We start from the raw sequence: 23860 nt of genomic DNA on the forward strand, positions 1-23860 counted from the left end.
TCGCGGAGCAACGATGATAGGCACTCTGGGGGGCTCTCACCGCGGAGCCCGGAGCGCCGAAGGGCCGGAAGGAGGCGGACACCATCGAGCACGACGCCCTGCTGCAGGCCGATGACGCCCTCCTCGCGGCCCGCGCCATCGACGGCGACGTGCAGGCCTTCGCCCTGATCGCCCGGCGGCACGGCCCGCTGATGCGCGTGTACGCCTCGCGCCTGCTCGGCAGCGACGGCGAGGCCGACGACGTCGTGCAGGAGTCGTTCCTCGTGGGCTGGCGGCGCCTCGGCGACCTCGACCGTCCCGAGCACGTGCGGGCGTGGCTGATGCGCATCGTCAGCTCCAAGGCCATCGACCGGATGCGCCTCCACCGCAGCCACGACGACATCGACGATTGGGATCCGCCCGCTCCCGACGCCTCCTCCCCCGACCGCATCGTCGAGGCGCGACTGCAGTTCGACGCGATGTGGCTGGCGCTCAACCGCTTGCCGGCGGAGCAGCAGCGGTGTTGGCTTCTGCGTGAGATCGGCGGCTACCGCTACCAGGAGATCGCCGAGGGCCTCGGCCTGCCCGTCTCGACGGTGCGCGGGCTGCTCGCCCGGGCGCGGCAGTCGCTGCTGCGGGAGATGGAGGCGTGGCGATGAATCCCGACCACTCCGCTCCCGACCCCGAGCTCGACGGCCACACCCTGGCCGAGCTCGGCGAGTACCTCGACCGGGGACGCACCCCGTACGACCCCTCGATCGAGAACTCTCCCGGATGCCGCCTCGCGCTGGCGAACCTGACCCGGCTCGCCGGGCTCTCCGGTGGGCTGCTGACCCGTCAGGCCGAGCGGGAGCCCGACCGCGACGCGCTGTGGATCGCGGGACTGCTGGAGATCATCCGCGCCGAGATCGCCTCGGGGCGCGACGTGCCGGTCGCGCATCCCGACCCCGCCCTGCGCCTGACCCTCACGGAGGCCGCCGTGCGCGGCCTCGTGCGCCAGGCCGGAGACACCCTCGGCGGGGTGGTGATGGGCCGGTGCGTCCTCGACGGCGACGTCGGCGAGCCGGGTGCAGTGATCCGCCTCGACCTCAGCTGCGCCGTCGCGTACGGCCTGCCGATCGCCCCCACCGTCGATTGGCTGCGCGAGCGGGTGCGGGCCGAGCTGGCCCGCCACACCGAGCTCGTCATCGGCGCGATCGACGTGGCCGTCGACGACGTCTACCCGAGGGGCGGTGCCGCCGATGTCTGACACCGAGCTCTCGCGGCGGCTGACCGCGCTCGTGCGCGCCGCCGAGGGCGTGACCGCCGTCTACCCCGCCCAGCCGCTGCTCGAGGCGGCGGCGGGCGTCGTCGCCGAGACGCTCGAGCTGCGACCCGCCGGATCGAGCGTCGACATCGAGCGCGCCGACGGCGTCGCCACCGTGCGCGTGCAGATCGCCGCGGCCGACGCCCTGCCGGCCCCCGACACCCTGCGCCGCGTCGGCGAGCTGCTGCGCCGGGCCACCGACGCCGAGCCGAGCCTCGCCCCGCCGGTGGTCATCGCGGTCGCGGTGCGGCTGGTCGACACGGAGCCGCCGGCCCGCTGAGCCTTGTTCAGAATCCTCAGGCGGGCGGGACCGGTCGCTTCCGCCCCAGCAGGCCGACCCCGACCACCAACGCGAGCGCCGCCGCCGCGCACATTCCGAGCACCGTCGCCACGGTCGCCGGCCAGCCCGCAGCGTCGTAGACGAGCCCCACCGCCCAGCCGAAGAACGCCGTACCGCCGAGCCAGGCGAGCTGGTAGAGCGCGGTCGCCTGCCCGCGGCCGAGCTGGGCCCAGCGTCCGCTCAGTCCGCTGGCCACCGGATGCGCGCTGAAGCAGCCGATCGTGAACACGACGAGCCCGACGATCGCCACGACGAGCGAGTCGCCGAGCAGCAGCACCAGCCCGACCGCCATCACCCCGATCCCAACGAGCATCACCCGCAGGTAGCCGATGCGCTGGCCGAGACCACCGGAGACCCGACTCGCCACGGTACCCGAGAGGTAGGCGACGAAGAGCAGACTGACGAGGGCCTGGGGCACGAGGAACGGCGCACCGGTGAGGTGGAAGCCGAGGTAGTTGTAGACCACCGAGAACGACCCCATCAGCAGGAAGCCCACCGCGTAGAGCGCGAGCATCACCGGGTCCTTCAGCTGGAACAGGATGCGCGTGCCGAGCGGCACCGCGGCCGACCGCAGCCGCACGAACCCCCGCTGCGGCGGCACCAGCAGGAAGAAGGTCGCGGCGGCGATCGCCCCCAGCACCGACACGGCCAGCAGGCCGGAGCGCCAGCCGACGACCTCCGACAGCGGCCCGGCCACGAGCCGCCCCGCGATGCCCCCGATCGTGTTGCCCGCCACGTAGGTGCCGGCGGCGACCCCGACCCACGAGCCGTGCAGCTCCTCGGCGAGGTAGGCCACGGCGATGGCCGGCACGGCCCCCAGCGCGAGCCCGACGAGGCCGCGCATCACGAGCACCGACTCGAAGCCCGGCATGAGCGGCACCAGCAGCGACAGCAGCGTGGCCGAGACGAGGGAGATCTTCATGGCGGCCGTGCGCCCGATGCGGTCGGCGAGGGAGGCCCAGGGCAGCACCGAGATCGCCAGGCCGATGGTGGTCGCCGAGACGGTCAGCGCGGCGCCCGCCGCCGGCACGCCGAGCTCGCGGCCGAGGGCCGGCAGCACCGCCTGGGCGTCGAAGATCTGCGCGAAGGTCGCGAAGCCGGCGGCGAAGAGGGCCACGACGATACGCCCGTAGGAGCGCTCACCGCGCTCGAACCCGCGCCAGGCCGGGGGCTCGGCGGGCGGCCCCGCGGGTGGCCTGGCGGGCGGCTCGGTGGGCGGATTCACCCCACGAGCCTGCCACGCCCGGCCACGGCCGGCCGCGTCACATGTTGATCATGTGGCCGGTGAGGCCGTGGAAGCCCTCCTGCAGCGCCTCGCTCAGCGTCGGGTGCGTGTGCACGTTCCGGGCGAGCTCGGTGGCCGTGAGATCCCACTTCTGGGCCAGCGTCAGCTCGGGCAGCAGCTCGGAGACGTCGGGACCGATGAGGTGGGCTCCGAGCAGTTCGCCGTACTGCGCATCCGCGATCAGCTTGACGAAGCCGGTGGGCTCGCCGAGCCCGTGGGCCTTGCCGTTCGCGGTGAACGGGAACTTCGACACGAGCAGCTCGTGGCCCTCGTCGCGCGCCTGCTGCTCGGTGAGGCCGAAGGAGGCGACCTGCGGCTGGCAGAAGGTGGCGCGGGGCATCATGCGGTAGTCGCCGAGCGACTGGGTCTCGGCGCCGCCGATGGTCTCGGCCGCCACGACACCCTGGGCCTCGGCCACGTGGGCGAGCTGCAGCTTGGCCGTGACGTCGCCGATGGCGTAGATGCCGTCGACGCTGGTGCGCATGAAGTCGTCGATCGCGATGGCGCCGCGCTCGGTGAGGTGCACGCCCGTGGTCTCGAGGCCGAAGCCCTCGACGCGGGGGGCGAAGCCGATCGACATCAGCACCTTGTCGGCAACCAACTCGCCCTTCGAGCCGTCCTTCGCCGTGTAGGTCACCGTCACCTGCGAGCCGTCGTCGACGACGGTCTCGACCTTGGTGGAGGTGAGGATGGTCACGCCGAGCTTCTTGTACTGCTTGGCGATCTCCTTCGAGACGTCGGCGTCCTCGTTCGGCAGCGCGCGGTCGAGGAACTCGACGATCGTCACGTCGACGCCGTAGTTCTTCAGCACGTAGGCGAACTCCATGCCGATGGCGCCGGCGCCCACGATCACGATCGAGCGGGGCAGCTCGCGGGTGAGGATCTGGGTCTCGTAGGTCACGACGTTGTCGCTCAGCTCGACACCCGGGAGCAGGCGCACCGTGCTGCCGGTCGCGATGATCGCGTCGTCGAAGGTGACGGTCTCGGTGCCGCCGGCGCCCAGCACGACCTCGATGGTATGCGCATCCTGGAACGAGCCGCGGCCGTCGATCTCGGTGATGCCGTTCTTCTTCATCAGGAAGTGCACACCCTTGACGCGGCCGTCGGCGACCGAGCGGCTGCGGTCGAAGGCCACACCGAAGTCGAAGTCGACCTGGCCCGACATGCCGAACTGCTCGGCCTGGTGCTGGAAGATGTGCGCCAGCTCGGCGTTGCGCAGCAGCGCCTTCGAGGGGATGCAGCCCACGTTGAGGCAGACACCGCCCCAGTACTGCGATTCGATGACGGCCACCTTCTTGCCCAATTGGGCGGCGCGGATGGCGGCGACGTAACCGCCGGGGCCTGCTCCCAGGACGACGACGTCGTAGTGCGAGGACATGGATCTCCTTCGGGGGAAGTGCGGGTGCGGGCAGCGCAGCCCGCTAACGACCCTAGTCGCCGGGAGTTCACCCCCGGTCTCTTCCGACAACTGTCGATCGCAGCTAGCGTGACCCCATGAGAGTCAGGATGCTCCGGTCGCTGTCGTCCGCCGCCGCCCTCGTGGTGGTGCTGGTCGCCGCGACGGCCGCGCCCGCCTTCGCCACGGAGAACCCGCCGCCCACGCCGCCCGGCCCGAGCGTCGACGCCTACCTGGCGGAGGGCAGCGTCGCGAGCTTCCGGAACGACGACATCATCTCCGACGCGAAGATGTACGACGGCGGCGCGATGACGGCCGACCAGGTGCAGGACTTCCTCGTGGCGAACACCCCGCAATGCGCCAGCGGCAACTGCATCGACATCCGCTCCTTCCCCGCCTCGCCGGCCCAGCCGGCGAACGACGACTGCACGGCGGTGGCCGGCGGCTTCACAAAGGCCTCGGCCATGATCGCCGCGTCGGGCAAGGCCTGCGGGGTGAGCCAGAAGGCCCTGCTCGCACTGATCCAGAAGGAGTCGTCGGTCGTGCTCAGCAACGACCCGAGCAACGCCCTCTACGACCAGGCCACGGGCTACGGCTGCCCCGACACCGACAGCTGCGACCCGGCGTACAAGGGCTTCTTCCTCCAGGTCTACAACGCCGCCCGTCAGCTGAAGGACTACCGCACCGACCCGCGCCTGCCGGTGGGCAGCCCGACCTCCATCGACTACTCGCCGAATGCCGACTGCGGCGCGGCCACGATCACCCTGCGCACGGTGGCGACGGCGGCCCTCTACTCGTACACGCCCTATCAGCCCAACGCGGCCGCCAAGGTGCAGGGCAGCAACGGCAACCGCTGCTCAAGCATCGGCAACCTGCTGTTCTGGTTCGTCTACACCGACTGGTTCGGCTTCCCGCACATCGACGTCGACCGCATCCAGGGCGACGACCGCTTCGAGGGCGCCGTCGCCATCTCGCAGCGGGCGTTCCCGAAGGGCGCCGACACGGTCTACCTCGCCACCGGCACGGGCTACGCCGACGCCCTCTCGGCCGGTCCGGCCGCGGTCGCCGCGGGCGGGCCGCTGCTGCTGACCACCCCCGACACCCTGCCCGACGAGGTGCGGGCCGAGATCACTCGGCTCGACCCGAGCACCGTGGTCATCGTCGGCGGCGTCAACGCGGTCTCCGACACCGTGAAGCAGCAGGTGGCGAAGCTCGCGGGCACCGTGAAGCGCATCGCCGGCGACGACCGATTCGCGGTCTCCCGCAACATCGCCGCCTCGGCCTTCCCGAACGGGGCGGACGGCGCCTACGTCGCGACCGGCCTGAACTTCCCCGACGCCCTGAGCGCCAGCGGCGCGGGCGGGCATCTCGGGCGGCCCGTGATCCTCGTGAACGGCGGAGCATCCTCGATCGACTCCGCCACCGCCACGACGCTGAAGAACCTGAAGGTCTCGACGGTCTCGATCGCCGGCGGGCCGAACACCGTCTCCCCCGGCATCGCGTCCTCGCTCGACGCCCTCCCGGGTGTCGCGGTGAAGCGACTCGCGGGCGACGACCGCTACGAGACGGCCCTCGCCGTGAACGACGACGCCTACTCCACGAGCGACCGCGTCTTCCTGGCGACCGGGGCGAACTTCCCGGATGCGCTGGCCGGCTCCGCCTACGCCGGCGCCCTGGGTGCTCCCCTGCTGGTGGTGCCGCAGAACTGCGTGCCGGCCGACGTGAAGGCGAGCTTCCGCTCCTTCGACAACACGAAGGTCACGTTGCTCGGCGGCCCGGTCTCGCTCGGATCCGGGGTGGCGTCGCTCAGCACCTGCTGAGACGCCCGACGCCTGGACGACCACACACCTGGACCTCTGGACACCTGGACCTGGACCTGCGCCTGGGCCTCGACCTGCACCTGGACCTGGACCTCGACCTGCACCTGGACCTCGACCCTCGGAGCCCCGGATGACCTCGACCGCCACCGCACCGACCCGCCGCCCGCCGGCGCCGTCGTCCCTGCGCATCCCCGCGATCGACATCGCGCGCGGGGTCGCCGTGCTGACCATGTTCGTCGCCCACGCGCAGCCGGCCGCACCGACCGGCGCCCTCGACCTCGTCGAGGTGGCGGGCGGCGGCGAGCGCCCACGCACCCTGTTCGCGGTGATCGGCGGGATCGCCCTCGGCCTGTACCTGGCGAGCGCCGAGCGGCGCGGGCTCTCCGATCGCGAGCTCCGCCGGGAGATCGCGGTGCGCGGCGTCGCCCTGATCGCCCTCGGGCTCGTGCTGCAGACGATGGCGTCGGGTGTCGCGGTGGTGCTCGACACCTGGGGCCTGCTGTTCCTGATCGCGCTGCCCGTGCTGCGGGTGCGCACGCCGCTGCTGCTCGCGGGTTCCGCGGTGGCCGTGGTGGCGGCGTCGGCGTCGGCCGCCGCCCTGCCGGCACCTGCCCGTGACGAGCTCGCCCGGCACCAGGTGCTGAATCAGCTGTTCGAGTGGCTCGCGATCGGGCCGTACCCGCTGCTGCTCTGGTTCGGCTTCCTCATCCTCGGCCTCGCCTTCTCGCGCCTGATGCTCCGGCGGCGGAGCACCCAGCTCCTGCTCCTGGGCGCCGGGGCCGTGCTCGCCACAGCGACCCTGGCGACCCGCATCACCGGCGGCGCCCACGAGCACGCCGGCGAACGCCCCTTCCCGACCGAGCTGCTCGTGCACCTCGGCGCGATCGGCGCCGCCCTCGCCCTGACGGCCGCGCTGCTCATGCTGACCGAGCCCGCGAGCGGCTGGCGACGGATGCTCGGGGTGGCGCTCCGCCCGCTGCAGGCCGTCGGCGCCATGCCCCTCACCGTGTACACCGCGCACGTCGTGGCCCTCGCCGTCTGGCGGAGCTCGGGCGCTCCGCTCGCCGACACCTGGCTGCCGTTCGCCGCGGTGTCGCGCGCTAGCTGAAAAACGTTTCAATCTGACTCTTGACGTCGCGCCGGGCGCGTGCGATTCTCTCCTAGAACGTTTCATCTAGAACGTTTTAGGTTCTCAACGACGAGGTTCCCGATGGCCGAAAACGCATCCGCTCCGCAGTCCGCCGCCTCCGAGGTGGCGCTCCAGGCGACGAGCATCTCCCGGCGCTACGGCGCCGTCGTGGCCCTGGCCGACGCGTCGATGACCCTGCGCCGCGGCGAGGTCATGGGCCTCGTCGGCGACAACGGCGCCGGCAAGTCGACCTTCCTGAAGATCCTGTCGGGCGCCGTCGTGCCCGACACGGGCTCGATCGAGATCGGCGGGGTCGAACAGAGCTTCCGCCGCCCCTCCGACGCGCTCGAGGCCGGCATCGAGACCGTCTACCAGGACCTCGCGCTCGTCGACACCATGTCGGCCGTGCAGAACGTCTACCTCGGTCGCGAGGAGCTGTCGAAGAACCCGTTCCTGCGGCTGCTCAACGTCGTCAACGACGGCGGGATGCGTCGTCGCTCCCGCGAGGTGCTGGCCGAGCTCGGCGTCGGCATCCAGTCGGTGAACGTCTCGGTCAAGGGCATGTCGGGCGGTCAGCGGCAGTGCCTCGCGATCGCGCGGGCGCTGCTCTGGGGCCGCCAGATCGTCATCCTCGACGAACCGACCGCCGCGCTCGGCGTGCGGGAGTCGCAGCAGGTGCTCGAACTCATCGGGCGGCTGCGAGACCACGGCGTGAGCGTCATCCTCGTCAGCCACAACATGCAGCAGCTCGCCCAGGTCGCCGACCGGGTCACGGTGATGCGACTGGGTCGCACGATCGCCACCCGAACCGTCGCCGACATCACGCCCGAGACCATCATCGGTCTCATCACCGGCGCCCTCCCGGCCGACGTCGCCACCCCCGAGGACTCGGCGACCGTCGTCGCCTGACCCGGCCCGGCCCAGGCCGCCCGGCCCACACCGCCCGGCCCACCGGCCGGGCCGCCCAGACCACCACAGCACCACCCGACCACCACCCCGCACCACCCCACCCACCCTTCACCGAGGAGACAACTGCAATGACGCACTCCACCACCCGCGGGCGCCTCGCCCGCCTCGGCCTGATCGGCCTCGCCGCCGGCCTCGCCCTCACCGGCTGCAGCACGGTCGGCTCCACCGCCGGAGGCGACTCCGGCGCGACCGGCGCCGCCGACGACGGCACCTTCACCGTCGGCTTCGCCACGGGCGGCCAGCCCGACGCCGACTGGCAGCAGCTGCAGGGCGACGTGGCCCAGGGTCTCGCCGAGCAGCGCGGCTGGGACTTCGTCGAGCTGAGCAACGACAACAGCGAGGCGACCGCCACCAAGAACGCCGACATCTTCATCCAGAAGGGCGTTGACGTCGTGATGATGTTCAACGGGCAGCCCTCGGCGAACCCGGTGATCGCCAAGAAGTACGAGGCGGCGGGCATCCCGGTCGTCACCTTCGACATCGCCCAGCCCGGCTGGTACTTCGTCGGCGTCGACAACGCGGCCGCCGGCACCGAGGGCGGTACCAGTCTCGGCGAGCTCGCCAAGGAGAAGTGGGACTGCAAGGTCGACCTCGTCATCTCCGCCGAGGGCACCGCCGCCGGCCAGATCAACACCTGGCGAACGGGCAACGCCCGTGACGCCGTGAAGAAGACCTGCCCCGACATCCCCGAGGGCAACTACGTCTCCTACGAGGCCGACGGCAACCTCACCACGTCCCTGGCGAACGCCCCCGGCGTCTTCGCCGCCCACCCCGACGCGAAGAACATCCTCGTCGTCGGCCTGAACGACCAGGCCGTGGTCGGCGCCCTCCAGGCCGCCACCCAGCTCGGCCGCGACGGCTCGATCATGGGGTGGGGCCAGGACGGCGGGCTCATCACGGGTGACAACGTCGACCCGAACCTGGTCGGCAGCGTGATGTACTTCCTCGAGGGCTACCCCGCCTCGGCCTTCGAGATCGCCGACGCGATCGAGGCCGGTGACGCACCCGCGGTCAAGGACACCGGCGACGACGCCGCCGTGAGCGTCAAGCCCTGCCCCGTCACCGCCGAGGAGGCCGCGTCCATCCCCTCGATCGAGGACCGCGTGAGCCAGCTCGCCTCGGCCCCCAAGGGCTCCACCGAGTACGACCTGTTCTGCAAGGCCTAGGCCCGAGCAGCCCTCGGTGCCGAGCCGGCCGACCACGCGCGGCCGGCTCGGCACCACCTCCGGATCGAACCGACACGGGAAAGACCATGACCACGTCACTCATCACCGCGGCCGATCCGGCCGCCGCCCCCGAGGGTCGAGGCGGCCGGCGCCGCCCCGATCGCCGGGGGCCGGCGGGTTATCGCGACGCCCTCAGCATCGCCGCCGTCTGGCTGGTGCTGATCGTCGCGACCACCGTCGTGCGGCCCGACTTCCTGTCGAGCCAGACCCTCCTCGCCGTGACCTTCACGATGTCGATCTCCGGCATCCTGGCCGTCGCCCAGGCGATCATCGTCATCTCGGGCGGCCTGCTCGACCTGAGCCTCCCGGTCGCCCTGGTGTTCAGCGCCTGGGCCACGGTCACCGCCCTGAACAACGGCCTGCCGACCCCGGTCGCGATCGTGATCGGCATCCTGGCCGGCGCCGCCTGGGGCGCGCTGAACGGCCTGATAGTCGTCTTCGGCAAGCTTAACCCGATCATCGTCACCCTGGCCACCGGCTTCGGCGGCCTCGCGGTGATGCTGATCTTCTTCACCTCCGCGCAGATCCCCTCGGCCTCCGACCTCCGGCTCTACGGGCTCGGCCGCTTCCTCGGCCTGCCGAACATCTTCTGGCCGATGGTGATCGTGATCATCGTGGCCGGCCTCGCCCTGCACTTCACCCGCTGGGGCCGGCACGTGGTTGCCGTGGGCGGCAACGCCCAGGCCGCCAAGGCGCGCGGCATCAACCTGCGACGGATGCGCCTCGCGACCTTCATCGGAGCCGGAGCCGTCGCGGGCCTGGCGGGCGTGATGTTCAGCGCGGTCACCCCGAGCTTCACGGCGGCGGCCGGAGCGGGGTTCCAGCTGATCGTCATCGGCGCGGTCATCCTCGCCGGCATCAGCCTCTCCGGCGGCAAGGGCAACCTGCTCGTGCTGCTGCTGAGCATCGGCTTCCTCGCCACCATCCCCGCCTCGATCGCGTTCTTCGGCCTGCCGCCCGCCTGGGCGCTGGTCTTCCAGGGCGCACTGCTCATCATCGCCGTCGGCATCGACGGCTACCGACTGAAGAGGACAGCGCGATGACGACCACCAGCACCGCCCCGGCCCGGCCGGCCCCGCTCTTCGACGACCCGCAGCAGAGCACCGCCCGGCGCATCCTCGGCACCTTCAAGGGCCCCGTCGGCAGCATCTCGGCCGCGCTCGTGGTCACCCTGCTGATCGGCCTGATCTGGGTGGGCCCCGCCTACCTCTCCCCCTCGAACGTGCAGATCGTCGGCGTGAGCGTCGCCATCCCGCTGATCGTCGGGGTGATGGCCTCCTTCGCCCTGCTGGCCGGCGTGGTCGACCTGTCGATCGGCTCGATGGTCGGCTTCGGCGCCGTGATCTTCAACCAGCTCGTCGCCGCCGGACTCGACCCCTGGCTGGTCGCGCTGATCACCGTCGTCGTGGGCGCCGTCGTCGGCCTCACCAACGCGCTCGTGATCGTGAAGTTCGGCGCGGAGCCGCTCGCCGTCACCCTCGGCATGCTGACGCTGCTCCGCGGCCTCTGCCAGGTGATCGTCGTGAGCGCACCGCCGAGCACCCTGATCGACCCGCTCTACACCGTCACCCAGGGCGCCATCCTCGGCTTCCCGACCCTGCTGCTGATCGGCATCGGCGTCACGCTGATCGCCGCCGGCATCGTGTCGAAGACCCGCGTGGGCCGCAAGGTGCAGGCCGTCGGCGGCGACGACCGCGCGGCCGCCCGCGCCGGCATCTCGGTGACGAAGGTGCGCGTCATCGCCCTGATGGTCAGCGGCATCGGCGCCGCGATCGGAGGAATCCTCTACGTCGGCCAGCTCGGCTCGGCGTCGAACGTGCTCGGCACGGGCCTGGAGTTCCAGATCTACGCGGCGCTGATGATCGGCGGCTACTCGATCACCCGCGGCGGGGTCGGCAACCCGCTGGGCGGGCTGCTCGGGCTGCTCGTCGTGGCGGGCATCACGAACATCCTGAACGTGCAGTTCTTCGACCCCGACTACCTCGACCTGATCGTGGCGATCATCCTGCTCGCCGCCGTGCTCGTCGATCGCATCCGAGGCGGGGACTCGTTCGAATGAGCCTCCCGACCACTCGGCTCGGCCGCACCGGACTGACCGTCTCGAGCCTGTGCGTGGGCACCTCGGCCTGGGGGGTGACCTCCCCCGTGCACGGCCTCGCGGTGCCCGAGGAGGTCGCCGTGGCGACCGCCCGCCGCGCCTTCGACGGAGCGTTCACCATCCTCGACACCTCGAACGAGTACGGCGACGGCGAGAGCGAGCGCCGGGTGGGTCTCGCCGTGCGCGAGGCGGGCGGGCTGCCCGAGGGCTTCGTCGTGCAGACCAAGCTCGACCGTGACCCGGTCACCGGCTCCTTCGACGGCGAGCGGATGCGCGTCTCGCTCGCCGAGAGCCTGGACCGCCTCGGCCTCCCCCGCGTGCCGTTGCTCTACCTGCACGATCCCGAGCACATCGGCTTCGACGCGGCGATGGCCGCCGGCGGCCCGGTCGAGACGCTGCGGCGGATGCGCGACGAGGGCCTCGTCGACAGCATCGGCATCTCGGGCGGCCCGGCCTCGATGCTCCGGCGCTTCGTCGAGACGGGCCTCTTCGACGCCCTGATCACCCACAACCGCTTCACCCTCGTCGACCGCACGGCCGACCGGCTGCTGCAGACGGCGCACGACGCCGGGCTCGGCGTGATGAATGCGGCGGTCTTCGGCGGGGGCATCCTGGCCAACTGGCCGCGCCGCTCGGAGCGCTATCACTACGGCCAGGCGTCGCCCGAGCTGCTGGCGGCCGTCGACGCGATGGGGTCTGCCTGCGAGCGGGCCGGGGTGCCGCTGATCGCGGCGGCGCTGCAGTTCTCGACGCGTGACCCGCGCATCCACTCGACGATCTGCGGCGTCGTCTCGCCCCGCCAGGTCGACGAGGCCGTGCAGTTCGCCTCGATCGAGATCGCCGACGAACTGTGGTCGGAGCTCGACGCGCTGTGCCCGCCCGTGGAATCGTGGCTGAATGACTGAGCAAGGCGTCCGCGCACCGAGAAGCGCCGATCAGACGGGGGTTCCATCGTGACCGAGATCGGCATCCGAGACGTCGCGGCGCACGCCGGCGTCTCGGTCAGCACCGTGTCGAACGCGCTCAACCGCCCCGAGCTCGTCTCGCGCACCGCCGCCGACCGCGTGGCCGAGGCGATCAGCGCGCTGGGTTACGTGCCCAACGTGGCGGCCCGGCAGCTGCGGGCGGGGCGCAGCAACGCCATCGGCATGGCCGTGCTGAACATCACGAACCCGTTCTTCTCCGACGTCGTGCTCGGCGCCGAGGAGGAGGCCGAGCTCGCCGGCTACTCGGTGATCGTCGGCAACAGCTACGACTCCGAGCAGCGCGAGGCGCGCTACCTCGACCTGTTCGAGCGGCAGCGCCTCGACGGGGTGCTGATCGCGCCCGTCAGCGGCTCGCTCGAGCTGCTCGAGCGCTTCCGCAAGCGCGACGTGCCCGTGGTGCTGGTCGACCGGGTCGACCACGACGGCGTGCTGCCGTCGATCTCGCTCGACGACGTGCTGGGCGGCACCCTCGCCACCGAGCACCTGCTGCGGTCGGGCTGCCGCCACGTCGCCTTCGTCGGCGGCCCGGTGCGCGTCGACCAGATGCGCGAACGCCTCGAGGGCGCCCGGGCGGCGGTCGAGCGTGCGGGGGCACGGTTCACCTTCATCGAGACCCAGACCCTCAACCCCGGCATCGGCCGCGAGATCGGCGACCGCATCGCGGCCCTGCCCGCGGCCGACCGGCCCGACGGCATCTTCGCCGGCAACGACCACGTGGCGCTCGGCGTGCTGCAGGGCCTGCTGCGGCACGGCATCGCGGTGCCCGCCGAGGTCTCGATCGTCGGCTACGACGACATCGACTTCGCCGCGGCCGCCGTGGTGCCCCTCACCTCGGTGCGCCAGCCGAGCCACGACATGGGCGCCAACGCCGCGCGGCTGCTGCTGCAGCGGCTCGGCGCAGTGCCCGACGAGCCCCTGATCACCCGGTTCGAGCCCGTGCTCGTGCCGCGCCAGTCGACCCGCCATCCGGCGGGCGACTGACCACCGAACAAAGGACGACATGCACTACGGCGGAGACTACAACCCCGAGCAGTGGCCCGAGGCCACCTGGACCGACGACGTCGAGCGGATGCGCGAGGCCGGCGTCACGACGGCGACCGTGGGCGTGTTCGCCTGGTCGCGCATCCAGCCCGACGAGCACACCTTCGACTTCGACTGGCTCGACCGGGTGATCGACCTGCTGCACGAGAACGGCATCGCGGTCGACCTCGCCACCGCCACCGCCTCGCCGCCGGCCTGGGCCGTGACGGCCTACCCGGGCATCCGGCCGCAGGACGAGGACGGGGCGGTGTACTGGCAGGGCAGCCGCCAGAACTACGCCCCGTCGTCGCCCGACTACCGTCGCCTGGCCGCCCGCCTCGTCACCGAGCTCGTCGAGCGCTACAAGGACCACCCCGCCGTCGTGCTCTGGCACGTCAACAACGAGTACGGCTGCCACCTGCACTACGACTACTCCGACAGTGCCGCCGTGGCATTCCGCGCCTGGCTTCGCCGACGCTACGCCGACGACGTCGACGCCCTGAACGCCTCGTGGGGCACCATGTTCTGGTCGCAGCGCTACGGCTCGTTCGAGGAGATCGTGCCGCCGCGGAAAGCCCCGTACAGCCACAACCCGGGCGGACTGCTCGACTTCAAGCGCTTCACCTCCGACACCCTGCTCGAGCTCTACACGATGGAGCGGGACGTCATCAAAGCGGCCGGGGCCACCCAACCGGTAACCACCAACTTCATGGGAGCCTTCCCCCCGGCCGACTACTGGCGCTGGGCCCGGGAGCTCGACGTGATCAGCGACGACAGCTACCCCGACCCGAACGACCCCACCGCGTTCCGCGCGGCCGCGTTCACCCGCGATCTGATGCGGTCGCTCAAGCCCGAGACGCCGTGGCTGCTGATGGAGCAGGCCTCGAGCGCCGTGAACTGGCGGCCGAGCAACGCGCCCAAGGCGCCTGGTCAGCTCGCCGCGCTGTCGATGCAGGCCGTGGGGCACGGGGCCGACGGCATCCTGTTCTTCCAGTGGCGGCAGTCGAGGCGGGGCAGCGAGAAGTTCCACTCCGCGATGCTGCCGCACGCCGGAACCGACACGCGCACCTGGCGCGAGGTCGTGCAGCTGGGCGGCGAGCTGGCCGGGCTGCCCGAACTGCCGTCGGGCGCGGGGTCGAGCCGCGCATCCGTCGCCCTGGTGCTCGACTGGGAGAACCACTGGGCCATCTCGAGCCCCGACCACCCCGTGGTGCTCGACTACCTCGCGCTCGTGCAGCGCTGGTACGCCGCACTGCACCGCCGGCACGTCTCGATCGACATCGTGCAGACCACGAGCGACCTCTCGGGCTACGGGCTCGTGGTGCTGCCGCACCAGTACCTGCTGAGCGACGAGGGGGCCGCGAACCTCACCGGCTACGTGCGCGGCGGCGGGCAGCTGCTCGTCACGGCGTTCAGCGACGTGGTGGATGCGCAGGACGCCTTCCGCGAGGGCGGGTTCCAGGTGGCGCTGCGGTCGGTGCTCGGGGTGAGCGTCACCGAGTTCGGGGCGCTCGACGCCGGATCGTCGGTGGCGGTGTCGGGTTCCGGCCTGTCGCTGCGGGGGGAGCTCCTCGCCGAGGAGCTGACGGTGCACGACCCGGCCGTCGAGGTGCTGGCCCGGTACGACGGCGGGCGGGTGCCCGGGTCGCCGGCGCTGACCTCCCTGGAGAGCGGGGCGGGGCGGGCGTGGTACCTGGCGACGATCCCCGACGACGAGGGGATGCTCGCGGTGACCGGTGCGGCACTGGCTCGGGCGGGCATCCGCTCTGAGCTGCCCGGTTCGGTGGCCGAGAACGCCGGCGACGCCGGTGCCGCCGAGGGTGCCGGCACCGACCGCCCGCTCGACTTCGTCGAGGTCGCCCGCCGCGGCGACGTGCTCACCGTGATCAACCACGGCGCCGCCGTGACCGTCGTGCTGCCGGCCGGCAGCACCGACCTCGACGGCGAGCCCCTCGCCTCGCTCGACCTCGACCCCTTCGCGTTCGCCCTCGTGCGCACGCCCGACGACAGGATCACCGCATGAAGTACACCCGCCTCGGCCGCTCCGGCGCCACCGTCAGCCGCATCGCGCTCGGCACGATGAACTTCGGGCCGGTCATCGGCCGCGAGCCGTCCTACGAGATCCTCGACCTGGCGCTCGAGAACGGCATCACCTTCGTCGACACCGCCGACGTCTATGGCGGCGGCCCCTGGGGCGACAACGCGGGGCAGTCCGAAGCCCTGCTCGGCGACTGGATGCGCGACCGCGGTGTGCGCGACCAGCTCGTCGTGGCGACCAAGGTGCAGGGGCCGATGGGCGAGGGGCCGAACGACCGGGGGCTGTCGGCGGTGCACATCCGGGCCGGGGTCGATGCCTCGCTGAAGCGCCTCGGCACCGACCGCATCGATCTGATGCAGATGCACCACATCGAGCGCACGGTGCCCGTCGACGAGGTGCTCGACGCGTTCACCACCCTGCGCGAGCAGGGCAAGATCGTCTACCTCGGCTCGTCGAACTTCGCGGGCTGGAACCTCGCGCAGTACCAGGAGCAGGCCCTCGCCAGCCGTCGGATGCCCCTCGTCACCGAGCAGTCGGTCTACAACCTGGCCCAGCGCACGATCGAGCTCGAGGTGGTGCCGGCGGCACTGAACTACGGCCTCGGCCTGCTGCCCTGGTCGCCGCTGGCGAGCGGACAGCTCGGCGGGGTGCTGCAGAAGGCCGACCGGTCGCGGTCGAAGGACCTCGACCTCGGCGACCGCCGCCCGCAGATCGAGGAGTACGAGCGCTACGCGGCCACCCTCGGCCTCGACCCGGCCGAGCTCGCGCTCGCCTGGCTGCTGCACCAGCCGGTCGTCACGGCGCCCGTCGTCGGGCCCCGCACGGCGGCGCAGCTGACGGGGGCGATCGCGGCGCTCGACATCGGCCTCGGCGCCGACGAGCTCGCGGAGCTCGACCGCATCTGGCCCGGCCCGGGCGGGCAGGCCCCCGAGGCCTACGCCTGGTAGCGGCTCCCGCTCGATTCGGGTGGATCGGATACCCCCCGTTAGGGTGGTCTCCCATATGACGAGGACCGAGCAGTCCCGCGCGCCCCGACGATCGATCCTCCGCAGGGCGACCCATCCCGCGCTCATCCCCGGCGTCGGCGTCGAGAGCACCTCGCGGGTGTTCACCACGAACTGGACGGTGTTCGGCATCGCCGGCGGTCTGGTCGTCGCGACCGTGGTGTGGGGCTTCGTCGCGCCCGAGAGCATCAGCACGGTCGGCGCGGCCTCGCTCGACTGGGTCACCACGAACTTCGGCTGGCTGTTCTCGCTGCTGGCGGTCGCGTGCATCCTGTTCATGCTGGTGGTCGGCTACGGGCGCACGGGCGGCATCAGGCTGGGCGCCGACGACGAGGCGCCCGAGTTCTCGACCGTCTCCTGGATCGCGATGCTCTTCTCGGCCGGCATGGGCATCGGCCTGCTGTTCTGGGGGCCGGCCGAGCCGCTGGCGTACTTCCTCGACGTGCCGCCCGGCTTCGACTCCGAGCCCGGCAGCCGTGACGCGATGTTCGACTCCCTGGCCCAGTCGATCCTGCACTGGGGGCCGATGGCGTGGTCGTTCTACGCACTCGTGGGCGGTGCGATCGCCTACGCCGCCTACCGCCGCGGGCGGGCGCCGCTGATCTCGGCGATCTTCCGGCCGATCTTCGGCGATCGCACCGAGGGCTGGATCGGGGCGGTGATCGACGTGTTCGCCATCATCGTCACCCTGTTCGGCACCGGGGTGACGCTCGGCATGGGCACGCTGCAGATCTCCAGCGGCATCGAGTTCGTCGCCGGTATCGGACCACTCGGCAACGGGGCGCTGGTCGCCATCGTCACGATCCTCACCGCCGCCTTCGTGCTCTCGGCCGTGTCGGGCGTGAAGCGCGGCATCCGCGCCCTGTCGAACATCAACATGGTCGTCGCCGCGATCATCGGCCTGTTCGTCTTCGTCGCCGGCCCGACGCTGTTCCTGCTGAACGTGCTGACCGGCAGCCTGCCCGCCTTCGCCGCCGACCTCGGGGCGATGCTCACCCGCAATGCCGCCCAGGGCGACGAGGCCGCCGCCTTCATGTCGGACTGGACCACCTACTACTGGGCCTGGTGGATCTCGTGGACCCCGTTCGTCGGCCTGTTCATCGCCAAGATCTCCCGCGGTCGCACCCTGCGGGAGTTCGTCACCGTCGTGATCGTGGTGCCGTCGGCGGTCTGCGTCGCCTGGTTCGGCATCCTCGGCGGAACGGCCATGCTGTTCGAGTCGGAGGGCCGTGGCATCAGCGCGGCCGGTTCCTCGGAGGCCGTGCTCTTCGCGGTGCTCGGCGAGCTGCCGTTCGGCGCCGTGATCTCGGTGCTGGCCCTGGTGTCGATCGTGCTCTTCTTCGTCACGAGCGCCGACTCGGCCGCGATCGTGATGGGCTCCATGAGTCAGCGGGGCAAGCCCGAGCCCTCGCGTTGGGTGATCATCACCTGGGGGCTGCTGCTCGGCGCCGCGGCGCTCGCGCTGCTGCTGGCCGGCGGCGAGACGGCCCTCGCCGGACTGCAGGCGATCATGGTGGTGTCGGCTCTGCCGTTCGCGCTGATCGTGATCGGCATCATGGTCGCGTGGACCAGGGAGCTCCGCACTGATCCGTACATGATGCGGCACCGCTTCGCCCGGGCGGCCATCGCCCAGGGCGTGCGGCGCGGCATCGCCGACCACGGCGACGACTTCGTGTTCGGTGCCACCGAAGTCGCCGCCCATGAGGGCGCCGGCAAGGGCATCGACACCGCCGACCCCGCGCTCACGGAGTGGTACGAGACGGCGACCGGTGCCGACGCCGGACGCGACCCCGGCACCGGCGCCGGACGCCGCTAGGCCGGGAGGATCTCGCCGGTCACGCCCGAGACCACGACGTCGGCGCGCGGCCGGGTCGACTCGATCAGCAGCGCGTTGCGGCCGTCGACCGTCTCGGCCCAGGCCAGCGCGGCCTCGGGCGAGCGGCCGCCGAGCTCGTGCCGCACGACCAGGCGCGACACCCGCACCTCGTCGGGCGTCTCGCAGAACCACGACTCCGTCAGCAGCGGCTTCACCTCGGCCCACGGCCCGTCGTCGACGAGCAGGTAGTTGCCCTCGATCACGACGAGCCGCGTCTCGGGCTCGATCGCGATCTCGCCGGCGATCGGCTCCTCGATCGCCCGGTCGAAGCCGGGGGCGTAGATCGTCGTGCCGGTCTCCGTGCGCAGCCGCCCGAGCAGGGCCAGGAAGCCCCAGCCGTCGAAGGTGTCGATGGCGCCCTTCCGCTCCGCGCGGCCGAGGCGGCGCAGGGTCGACTCGGCCAGGTGGAAGCCGTCCATCGGCACGTGGGCCGCGAACGGCGCCCCCGGCCCGCCGTCGGCCACGCTCAGCGCATTGACCCGCTCGGCGAGCGCCCGGGCGAGCGTGGTCTTGCCCGCCCCCGGGCTGCCGGCGATGCCGAGCACCGCGCGCCCGGCCGGGGCCGATCCGTCCGTGGCCGATCCGTCCGCCCCCGCCCCGACGAGCGCGAGCGCCCGCCGGGCGAGACCGTCGAGCGGATGCCCGGCCGAGTCGTCAGGCAGCGACACGGGTTCCCTCGATGATGTTCTTCAGATAGGCGTTCGAGTGCGCGGCGAGGGCCGGGCCGTCGTTCCAGAGGTTGCGCCAGATCGCCAGATCGTTCGACAGCGTCGGCGAGACCACGGCCGACGAGAACGACTCGAAGGTGATCGGCCCGTCGTACGAGATGTCCGACAGCGCGTGGAAGAAGGCGCCGAAGTCGAGGTGCCCCGAGCCGAGGTAGCCGCGGTGGTTCTCCCCGATGTGCACGTAGCCGAGGCGGTCGCCCACGAGGTGCACAGGGCGCACCAGGTCGTCCTCCTCGATGTTCATGTGGTACGTGTCGAGGTGGATCAGCACGTTGTCGTGACCGATGTCGTCGGCGAGCCGCAGCGCATCCGCCGCCGTGTTGATCACGTTGGTCTCGTAGCGGTTGCAGATCTCGAGGCCCAGGGTCATGCCGAGGCCCTCCGCCTCCGTGGCGAGGTCCTTCAGCGTCGCCACGACGTTGGCCCGGCCGGCCGTGGTGAGCGCGTGCCCGTACTTGCCGAGGGCGCTGTAGAGCGCACCGGTGAAGTGCGTGCCCCCGAGTCCGTGCGTGATCTGTAGCGAGTCGTGCAGCAGCTGCGCGCCGCGGGCGACGTTGGCCGGGTCGTCGCTGGAGACGTCGGCGTCGAAGGCGAGACCGCGGGAGCAGACGATGCCGAGACCGGCGGCCTCGAGGGCGGCGCGGGCCGCGGGCACGTCGAGGTTCGTGGCGTCGTGCAGCGACAGCTCCAGCAGGTCGAAGCCCGCCTTCTTGGTCTCGCCGATGATGTACTCGACCTCGTCGGGCGTGGTGCCCCCCGAGAAGACGAGTGCGTGGACGCCGAGCGTGTTGGTGGTCATGTCGTTCAGATCCTTCAGTTCGTGGTGATGAGTGTCGTGGTGGCGAGCTGGTCGCGCAGGAAGCGCAGGGACTCGCGGGCGGTGGTGGTCGGGTCGGTCCAGAGGCTCCGCCAGGCGCCGATCTGGTCGCGGGTGCCGCTCGAGACCACGGCGGGCGAGAACGTCTCGACCGTGAGGGGTCCGCTGTAGTCGGAGTCGCGTAGGGCCTCGAGGAGCCCGGCCCAGTCGAGCGAGCCGGTGCCGAGGGCGCCGCGGTGGCTCTCCGAGAGGTGCAGGTACCCGAGCCGCGCGCCGGCGTCGGAGACGGCCGCGGCCAGCGAGACCTCCTCGCTGTTGGCGTGGTAGGTGTCGATGTGCAGCAGCAGGTTCTCCGCCCCCCGCAGCGCCAGCTCGTCGAGGAACTCCGCGGTCTGGGCGGCCGTGTTGAGCAGGTTGCTCTCGTAGCGGTTGACGTACTCGAGCCCGATCCGCACGTCGGCCTGACGGGCGACCGCGGCCACCCGCTCCAGCACGTCGAGCGAGTTGGCGCGGTCGGCGGGGGTGGCCGGATGCGCGTACTTCGTCATGGCCGAGTACGTCACCCCGCCGACGTAGCCCGCACCGATCGCGTGGGCGAACTCCACGGCGTCGAGCAGCCGTCGCTCGCCCCGCGCCGAGACCGCGGCGTCGACGGTGTTGATGTCGGAGGCCGGATCCAGCGCCAGCGACACCACCGCGTCGAGCCCCGTCGCCTCGAGCAGTGCGACCGTGTCGGCGGCCGAGGCCTGGCCCGCTCCGCCCGGAACCGGGATCTCGATCAGCTGGTAGCCGGCGGCGGCACTGCCCTCGATGGCCGCCCGCGCCGAGGCCGGCGACCAGTCGGACACCCAGAGCCCCGCGTGGACCCCGATGGGCAGCCGCGCATCCTGAGCCGCCCGACGGAACGGGATGCGGCGGTCGTCGCCCATGCTCAGGCCGCCTTGGCGCCGGTGATCAGGGCCACGAGCTCGTCGCCGCTGGTCTCGGCGGAGCGGCGCTCGGCCACGGCCATGCCGGCGCGCATCACCCAGACGTGGTCGGACAGGCGCATCACCTGGTCGAAGTTGTGGCTGATCAGCAGCACGGCGACACCCGACTCCCGCAGGGTCTCGATGACTCCCTCGACCCGGGCGGTCTCCTGCACTCCGAGGGCGGCGGTCGGCTCGTCCATGATCACGATCTGCGAGCCCCAGCCGGCGGCCCGCGCGATCGCCACGGCCTGCCGCTGCCCGCCCGAGAGCCGGCGCACCTTGCTGGTGACGGGCGGCACGTTCACGGCGAGGTTCTTCAGCAGGTCGGCGGCCGTCTGCTTCATCAGCTTGCGGTCGAGGGTGCGGAAGGGCCCGAAGCCGTGGGTCTTCTCGCGGCCGAGGAAGAAGTTCTGCCAGACGGTCAGGTCTTCCACGAGGGCGAGGTTCTGCTGAACCGTCTCGATGCCCTGCTGGATGGCGGCGTTCGGGTTCTCGAACGTGACCGGCTTGCCGTCGAGCAGGATCTCGCCCGAGTCGGGGCGATGGATGCCGGACAGGCAGCGCACCATCGTCGACTTGCCGGCGCCGTTGTCGCCGATCAGGGCGGTGATCTCGCCGCGGCGCATGGTCATCGACGCGCCCTTCAGCGCGTGCACCCCGCCGAACGACTTGGTGATGCCGGTCGCCTGCAGGATGAAGTCGCGGGTGGCGGTGGTGCCCGTGTGCGGGGCCACCGAGGGGCGTTCGTTGTACTGGTCTGGAGTCGTCATTTCTTCTGGAACCTCGTCAGGAGAGCGGCCAGGACCACGACGAGTCCGACGGCGAGCGGCTGGTAGAACTGGGAGACGCCGAGCAGGGTGAGCCCGTTCGTCAGGGCGGTGAGCAGCAGGGCGCCGATCACGGGGCCGACGATCTTCGCCTTGCCGCCGGTGAGGCTCACGCCGCCGAGCACGACCGCGGCGATCGAGTTGAGCAGGAACTGCGTGTTGATCGCCGGTTCGGCGGCGCCGACCCGGGCGACCAGCAGCAGGGCCGCCACGCCGGCGAGACCGCCGGAGATCAGGTACACGGCCATCCGGATGCGCGTCGCCGAGATGCCGTTCGCGACGGCGCTCTCCTCGTTGCCACCGACCGCCTGCACGTGCAGGCCGAAGCGGGTGCGGAACATGAAGAACCACGCCAGCACGGCGATGACCGCGGCCAGGATGATCGGGTAGCCGAAGATGCCGAGCGACCCGGAGGTGAGCGTCAGCAGCTCGGTGCTGTTGATCGTGATCGGCTTGCCGTTGGACACGATGAGCGCGAGCCCCGTGGCCACCGACAGGGTTCCGAGCGTCGCGATGAAGTCGGTGACCTTGCCCTTCGCGATCAGCAGGCCGTTGATCAGACCGATCAGCAGCCCGGCGACGATGGCCACCACCGCCGAGACCCAGAAGCCGAGTCCGGCCTGGAAGGCCAGGCCGAACCCGATGGCCCCGAAGGTCATCGTCGCCGAGATGGAGAGGTCGATGCCGCCGGTGGTGATGACGAACGACTGCCCGATCGCCAGGATGACCAGGATGGCCGCGGCGACCAGCATCGCCTTGATGTTGCCGAGTGTCAGGAACGTCGGGCTCAGGGCGGAGAACACGATCACCAGGGCGACGAGCCCGATCGGTGCGGCGTTCTCGGCCCAGAACGAGATCTGGCGCACCTGGGCACCGACCGCCTGGAGTCGTGGTGGACGGACGTGTTCGATCGTCGTCATGAAGGCCTACTTAGAGGGGAGGAGAGCTTCGAGCGGGTTCTCGAAGGGGGCGAAGGGCTGGGGGAAGGCGCTGATCGCCTCGTCGGCCTCGGTGCTGGTCACCAGCGCCGTGGGCGACTCGATCTCCTTGGGCAGCTCGGCGCCCGAGGCCGCGACCTCGCAGGCCTGCAGACCGAGCGAGCCGATGGCGTACGGGTACTGGGCGACGGTCGCCGAGAGACCGCCGGCCTTCACCGACTCGAGGGCGTCCTTGTTGCCGTCGACGCTCACCACGGTGATCTGGCCGGTCAGCCCGGCGTTCTCGACCGCCTTGACGATGCCGAGGCCCATGTCGTCGTTGGCGGCGAAGAAGGCCTTGACGTTCGGGTTGGCGGCGATGATGTCGGTGGCGGTGGTCAGCGCGACCTCGCGCTTCCAGTCGGCGGCCGACTCCTGGATGACATCCAGGTCGCTGCCGATGGCCGCCTTGAAGCCGTCGACGCGCGCACCGGAGGTGACGTCGCCCGCGACGCCGCCGATGATGGCGACCTCGGAGCCGGCGGGCACCTTCTCCATGACGAAGTCGCCGGCCTTGCCGCCCGCGGCCTCGTTGTCGGTGCCGATGTAGGTGGCGATGTCGAGGTTGGCCGTCTTCGCGGCGTCGGCGTCGATCGGGCTGTCGATGTTGACGATGGTCTTGCCCGAGGTCGAGACCTGGGTGAGCGCCTGCACGAGGTTGGTGCCGGTGATCGGGTTGACGATGTAGCAGCCGAAGTCCTGGCCGGCGAGGGCGGTGAGCTTGTCGGCCTGGCCCGTGGTGTCGGCGACGTCGGCGGCGGCCTGGATCGTGGCGTCGACACCGTCGGTGCCGGCCGTGTCCTTGATCCCCGACTCCATGGCCTGGAAGAAGGGGTTGTCGAGGCCCTTGATGACCGCGGCGACCTTGGTGGAGCCGGAGCCGGAGCCCGTGGCGGAACCGGAACCGGTGTCGCCGCCGGCGCAGCCGGCCAGTGCGAGAGCCGCGATGCCGAGGGGTACGGCGATCCGCGCGGTGCGCATCCATGTTGCGTCTTTGCTGAACATTGTGATCCTTGGGGGGTCGGGGCACCACTACGTGCCGTCATTGCGAAACTACGCCCCCTTTTG

The 23860-nt window shown here is 71.4% G+C and carries 22 protein-coding genes; 14 read left to right on the forward strand and 8 right to left on the reverse strand.

What is annotated here, in order from left to right; genetic code table 11:
* Nucleotides 1-149: 149 nt before the first annotated feature.
* From NVV95_RS14260 to NVV95_RS14270, 3 genes are read left to right on the forward strand one after another with little or no spacing between them, the layout of a single operon-like run.
* Nucleotides 150-638 (forward strand): RNA polymerase sigma factor, encoded by a 489-nt coding sequence (locus tag NVV95_RS14260; RefSeq protein WP_259487215.1) that lies wholly within the window; start codon nucleotides 150-152, stop codon nucleotides 636-638.
* Nucleotides 635-1228 carry an Asp23/Gls24 family envelope stress response protein gene (locus NVV95_RS14265; RefSeq protein WP_259487216.1) on the forward strand — a complete coding sequence of 198 codons (594 nt, stop codon included), beginning with the start codon at nucleotides 635-637 and terminating at the stop codon, nucleotides 1226-1228. Before NVV95_RS14260 ends, NVV95_RS14265 begins: the two co-directional genes overlap by 4 nt.
* Nucleotides 1221-1565, forward strand: a complete 345-nt coding sequence (locus NVV95_RS14270) for a hypothetical protein (RefSeq protein ID WP_259487217.1) — start codon at nucleotides 1221-1223, stop codon at nucleotides 1563-1565. Before NVV95_RS14265 ends, NVV95_RS14270 begins: the two co-directional genes overlap by 8 nt.
* A 16-nt stretch (nucleotides 1566-1581) precedes the next feature.
* Here the strand turns inward: NVV95_RS14270 and NVV95_RS14275 are convergent, their stop codons facing one another.
* Both NVV95_RS14275 and lpdA read right to left on the reverse strand, forming a co-directional pair.
* The gene (locus NVV95_RS14275) at nucleotides 1582-2850 is read right to left on the reverse strand and encodes an MFS transporter (RefSeq protein ID WP_259487218.1); all 1269 of its coding nucleotides are present in this window, start codon (nucleotides 2848-2850) and stop codon (nucleotides 1582-1584) included.
* 37 nt (nucleotides 2851-2887) lie between these two features.
* A complete protein-coding gene (gene lpdA, locus NVV95_RS14280; RefSeq protein WP_259487219.1) occupies nucleotides 2888-4288 on the reverse strand; it encodes a dihydrolipoyl dehydrogenase in 1401 nt (466 codons plus the stop codon).
* A 116-nt stretch (nucleotides 4289-4404) separates the two neighbouring features.
* Between lpdA and NVV95_RS14285 the strand changes: the two genes are divergently transcribed.
* The 11 genes from NVV95_RS14285 (at nucleotide 4405) to NVV95_RS14335 (ending at nucleotide 18412) form a co-directional block, all read left to right on the forward strand.
* The gene (locus NVV95_RS14285) at nucleotides 4405-6126 is read left to right on the forward strand and encodes a cell wall-binding repeat-containing protein (RefSeq protein WP_259487220.1); all 1722 of its coding nucleotides are present in this window, start codon (nucleotides 4405-4407) and stop codon (nucleotides 6124-6126) included.
* Nucleotides 6127-6256: 130 nt separating this feature from the next.
* A complete protein-coding gene (locus NVV95_RS14290) occupies nucleotides 6257-7234 on the forward strand; it encodes a heparan-alpha-glucosaminide N-acetyltransferase domain-containing protein (protein WP_259487221.1) in 978 nt (325 codons plus the stop codon).
* A gap of 102 nt (nucleotides 7235-7336) precedes the next feature.
* Nucleotides 7337-8164: an ATP-binding cassette domain-containing protein gene (locus tag NVV95_RS14295; protein ID WP_259487222.1), complete on the forward strand. Its 828-nt coding sequence runs from the start codon at nucleotides 7337-7339 to the stop codon at nucleotides 8162-8164.
* Between the two features lie 128 nt (nucleotides 8165-8292).
* On the forward strand, nucleotides 8293-9390 hold the full coding sequence (locus NVV95_RS14300; RefSeq protein ID WP_259487223.1) for a sugar ABC transporter substrate-binding protein: 1098 nt from the start codon (nucleotides 8293-8295) through the stop codon (nucleotides 9388-9390).
* 86 nt (nucleotides 9391-9476) lie between these two features.
* Nucleotides 9477-10493 carry an ABC transporter permease gene (locus NVV95_RS14305; protein WP_259487224.1) on the forward strand — a complete coding sequence of 339 codons (1017 nt, stop codon included), beginning with the start codon at nucleotides 9477-9479 and terminating at the stop codon, nucleotides 10491-10493.
* Nucleotides 10490-11509, forward strand: coding sequence for an ABC transporter permease (locus NVV95_RS14310; RefSeq protein WP_259487225.1), 1020 nt, complete (start codon nucleotides 10490-10492; stop codon nucleotides 11507-11509). The genes NVV95_RS14305 and NVV95_RS14310 overlap by 4 nt, the downstream gene beginning before the upstream one ends.
* A complete protein-coding gene (locus NVV95_RS14315; protein ID WP_259487226.1) occupies nucleotides 11506-12453 on the forward strand; it encodes an aldo/keto reductase in 948 nt (315 codons plus the stop codon). Before NVV95_RS14310 ends, NVV95_RS14315 begins: the two co-directional genes overlap by 4 nt.
* A gap of 48 nt (nucleotides 12454-12501) precedes the next feature.
* Nucleotides 12502-13515, forward strand: a complete 1014-nt coding sequence (locus tag NVV95_RS14320) for a LacI family DNA-binding transcriptional regulator (protein WP_259487227.1) — start codon at nucleotides 12502-12504, stop codon at nucleotides 13513-13515.
* Nucleotides 13516-13534: 19 nt separating this feature from the next.
* Nucleotides 13535-15577 (forward strand): beta-galactosidase, encoded by a 2043-nt coding sequence (locus NVV95_RS14325; protein ID WP_259487228.1) that lies wholly within the window; start codon nucleotides 13535-13537, stop codon nucleotides 15575-15577.
* The gene (locus NVV95_RS14330) at nucleotides 15574-16539 is read left to right on the forward strand and encodes an aldo/keto reductase (protein WP_259487229.1); all 966 of its coding nucleotides are present in this window, start codon (nucleotides 15574-15576) and stop codon (nucleotides 16537-16539) included. The genes NVV95_RS14325 and NVV95_RS14330 overlap by 4 nt, the downstream gene beginning before the upstream one ends.
* A gap of 55 nt (nucleotides 16540-16594) precedes the next feature.
* On the forward strand, nucleotides 16595-18412 hold the full coding sequence (locus tag NVV95_RS14335) for a BCCT family transporter (RefSeq protein WP_259487230.1): 1818 nt from the start codon (nucleotides 16595-16597) through the stop codon (nucleotides 18410-18412).
* Here the strand turns inward: NVV95_RS14335 and NVV95_RS14340 are convergent.
* From NVV95_RS14340 to NVV95_RS14365, 6 genes are read right to left on the reverse strand one after another with little or no spacing between them, the layout of a single operon-like run.
* The gene (locus NVV95_RS14340) at nucleotides 18409-19140 is read right to left on the reverse strand and encodes a nucleoside/nucleotide kinase family protein (protein ID WP_259487231.1); all 732 of its coding nucleotides are present in this window, start codon (nucleotides 19138-19140) and stop codon (nucleotides 18409-18411) included. The genes NVV95_RS14335 and NVV95_RS14340 overlap by 4 nt on opposite strands.
* A complete protein-coding gene (locus NVV95_RS14345; protein ID WP_259487232.1) occupies nucleotides 19127-19999 on the reverse strand; it encodes a sugar phosphate isomerase/epimerase family protein in 873 nt (290 codons plus the stop codon). The genes NVV95_RS14340 and NVV95_RS14345 overlap by 14 nt, the downstream gene beginning before the upstream one ends.
* Before the next feature lie 14 nt (nucleotides 20000-20013).
* Complete coding sequence (locus NVV95_RS14350; RefSeq protein WP_259487233.1) at nucleotides 20014-20946, reverse strand: sugar phosphate isomerase/epimerase family protein; 933 nt, start codon at nucleotides 20944-20946, stop codon at nucleotides 20014-20016.
* Between the two features lie 2 nt (nucleotides 20947-20948).
* A complete protein-coding gene (locus tag NVV95_RS14355) occupies nucleotides 20949-21758 on the reverse strand; it encodes an ATP-binding cassette domain-containing protein (RefSeq protein ID WP_259487234.1) in 810 nt (269 codons plus the stop codon).
* Entirely contained in the window at nucleotides 21755-22735 is a 981-nt protein-coding gene (locus NVV95_RS14360; protein ID WP_259487235.1) for an ABC transporter permease, read from the reverse strand. Before NVV95_RS14360 ends, NVV95_RS14355 begins: the two co-directional genes overlap by 4 nt.
* A 6-nt stretch (nucleotides 22736-22741) precedes the next feature.
* Entirely contained in the window at nucleotides 22742-23797 is a 1056-nt protein-coding gene (locus NVV95_RS14365) for a substrate-binding domain-containing protein (protein WP_259487236.1), read from the reverse strand.
* Between the last annotated feature and the right edge of the window lie 63 nt (nucleotides 23798-23860).

This window comes from Herbiconiux gentiana, assembly GCF_024978135.1.
Taxonomy (GTDB): Bacteria; Actinomycetota; Actinomycetes; order Actinomycetales; family Microbacteriaceae; genus Herbiconiux; species Herbiconiux gentiana.

What these genes read in the sequence shown, in the direction of transcription:
- NVV95_RS14265 (WP_259487216.1), top strand. Translation starts at nt 635, where the DNA reads ATGAATCCCGACCACTCCGCTCCCGACCCCGAGCTCGACGGCCACACC.
- NVV95_RS14270 (WP_259487217.1), top strand. Translation starts at nt 1,221, where the DNA reads ATGTCTGACACCGAGCTCTCGCGGCGGCTGACCGCGCTCGTGCGCGCC.
- lpdA (WP_259487219.1), bottom strand. Translation starts at nt 4,288, where the DNA reads ATGTCCTCGCACTACGACGTCGTCGTCCTGGGAGCAGGCCCCGGCGGT.
- NVV95_RS14285 (WP_259487220.1), top strand. Translation starts at nt 4,405, where the DNA reads ATGAGAGTCAGGATGCTCCGGTCGCTGTCGTCCGCCGCCGCCCTCGTG.
- NVV95_RS14290 (WP_259487221.1), top strand. Translation starts at nt 6,257, where the DNA reads ATGACCTCGACCGCCACCGCACCGACCCGCCGCCCGCCGGCGCCGTCG.
- NVV95_RS14295 (WP_259487222.1), top strand. Translation starts at nt 7,337, where the DNA reads ATGGCCGAAAACGCATCCGCTCCGCAGTCCGCCGCCTCCGAGGTGGCG.
- NVV95_RS14300 (WP_259487223.1), top strand. Translation starts at nt 8,293, where the DNA reads ATGACGCACTCCACCACCCGCGGGCGCCTCGCCCGCCTCGGCCTGATC.
- NVV95_RS14305 (WP_259487224.1), top strand. Translation starts at nt 9,477, where the DNA reads ATGACCACGTCACTCATCACCGCGGCCGATCCGGCCGCCGCCCCCGAG.
- NVV95_RS14310 (WP_259487225.1), top strand. Translation starts at nt 10,490, where the DNA reads ATGACGACCACCAGCACCGCCCCGGCCCGGCCGGCCCCGCTCTTCGAC.
- NVV95_RS14315 (WP_259487226.1), top strand. Translation starts at nt 11,506, where the DNA reads ATGAGCCTCCCGACCACTCGGCTCGGCCGCACCGGACTGACCGTCTCG.
- NVV95_RS14325 (WP_259487228.1), top strand. Translation starts at nt 13,535, where the DNA reads ATGCACTACGGCGGAGACTACAACCCCGAGCAGTGGCCCGAGGCCACC.
- NVV95_RS14330 (WP_259487229.1), top strand. Translation starts at nt 15,574, where the DNA reads ATGAAGTACACCCGCCTCGGCCGCTCCGGCGCCACCGTCAGCCGCATC.
- NVV95_RS14335 (WP_259487230.1), top strand. Translation starts at nt 16,595, where the DNA reads ATGACGAGGACCGAGCAGTCCCGCGCGCCCCGACGATCGATCCTCCGC.
- NVV95_RS14345 (WP_259487232.1), bottom strand. Translation starts at nt 19,999, where the DNA reads ATGACCACCAACACGCTCGGCGTCCACGCACTCGTCTTCTCGGGGGGC.
- NVV95_RS14350 (WP_259487233.1), bottom strand. Translation starts at nt 20,946, where the DNA reads ATGGGCGACGACCGCCGCATCCCGTTCCGTCGGGCGGCTCAGGATGCG.
- NVV95_RS14355 (WP_259487234.1), bottom strand. Translation starts at nt 21,758, where the DNA reads ATGACGACTCCAGACCAGTACAACGAACGCCCCTCGGTGGCCCCGCAC.
- NVV95_RS14360 (WP_259487235.1), bottom strand. Translation starts at nt 22,735, where the DNA reads ATGACGACGATCGAACACGTCCGTCCACCACGACTCCAGGCGGTCGGT.
- NVV95_RS14365 (WP_259487236.1), bottom strand. Translation starts at nt 23,797, where the DNA reads ATGTTCAGCAAAGACGCAACATGGATGCGCACCGCGCGGATCGCCGTA.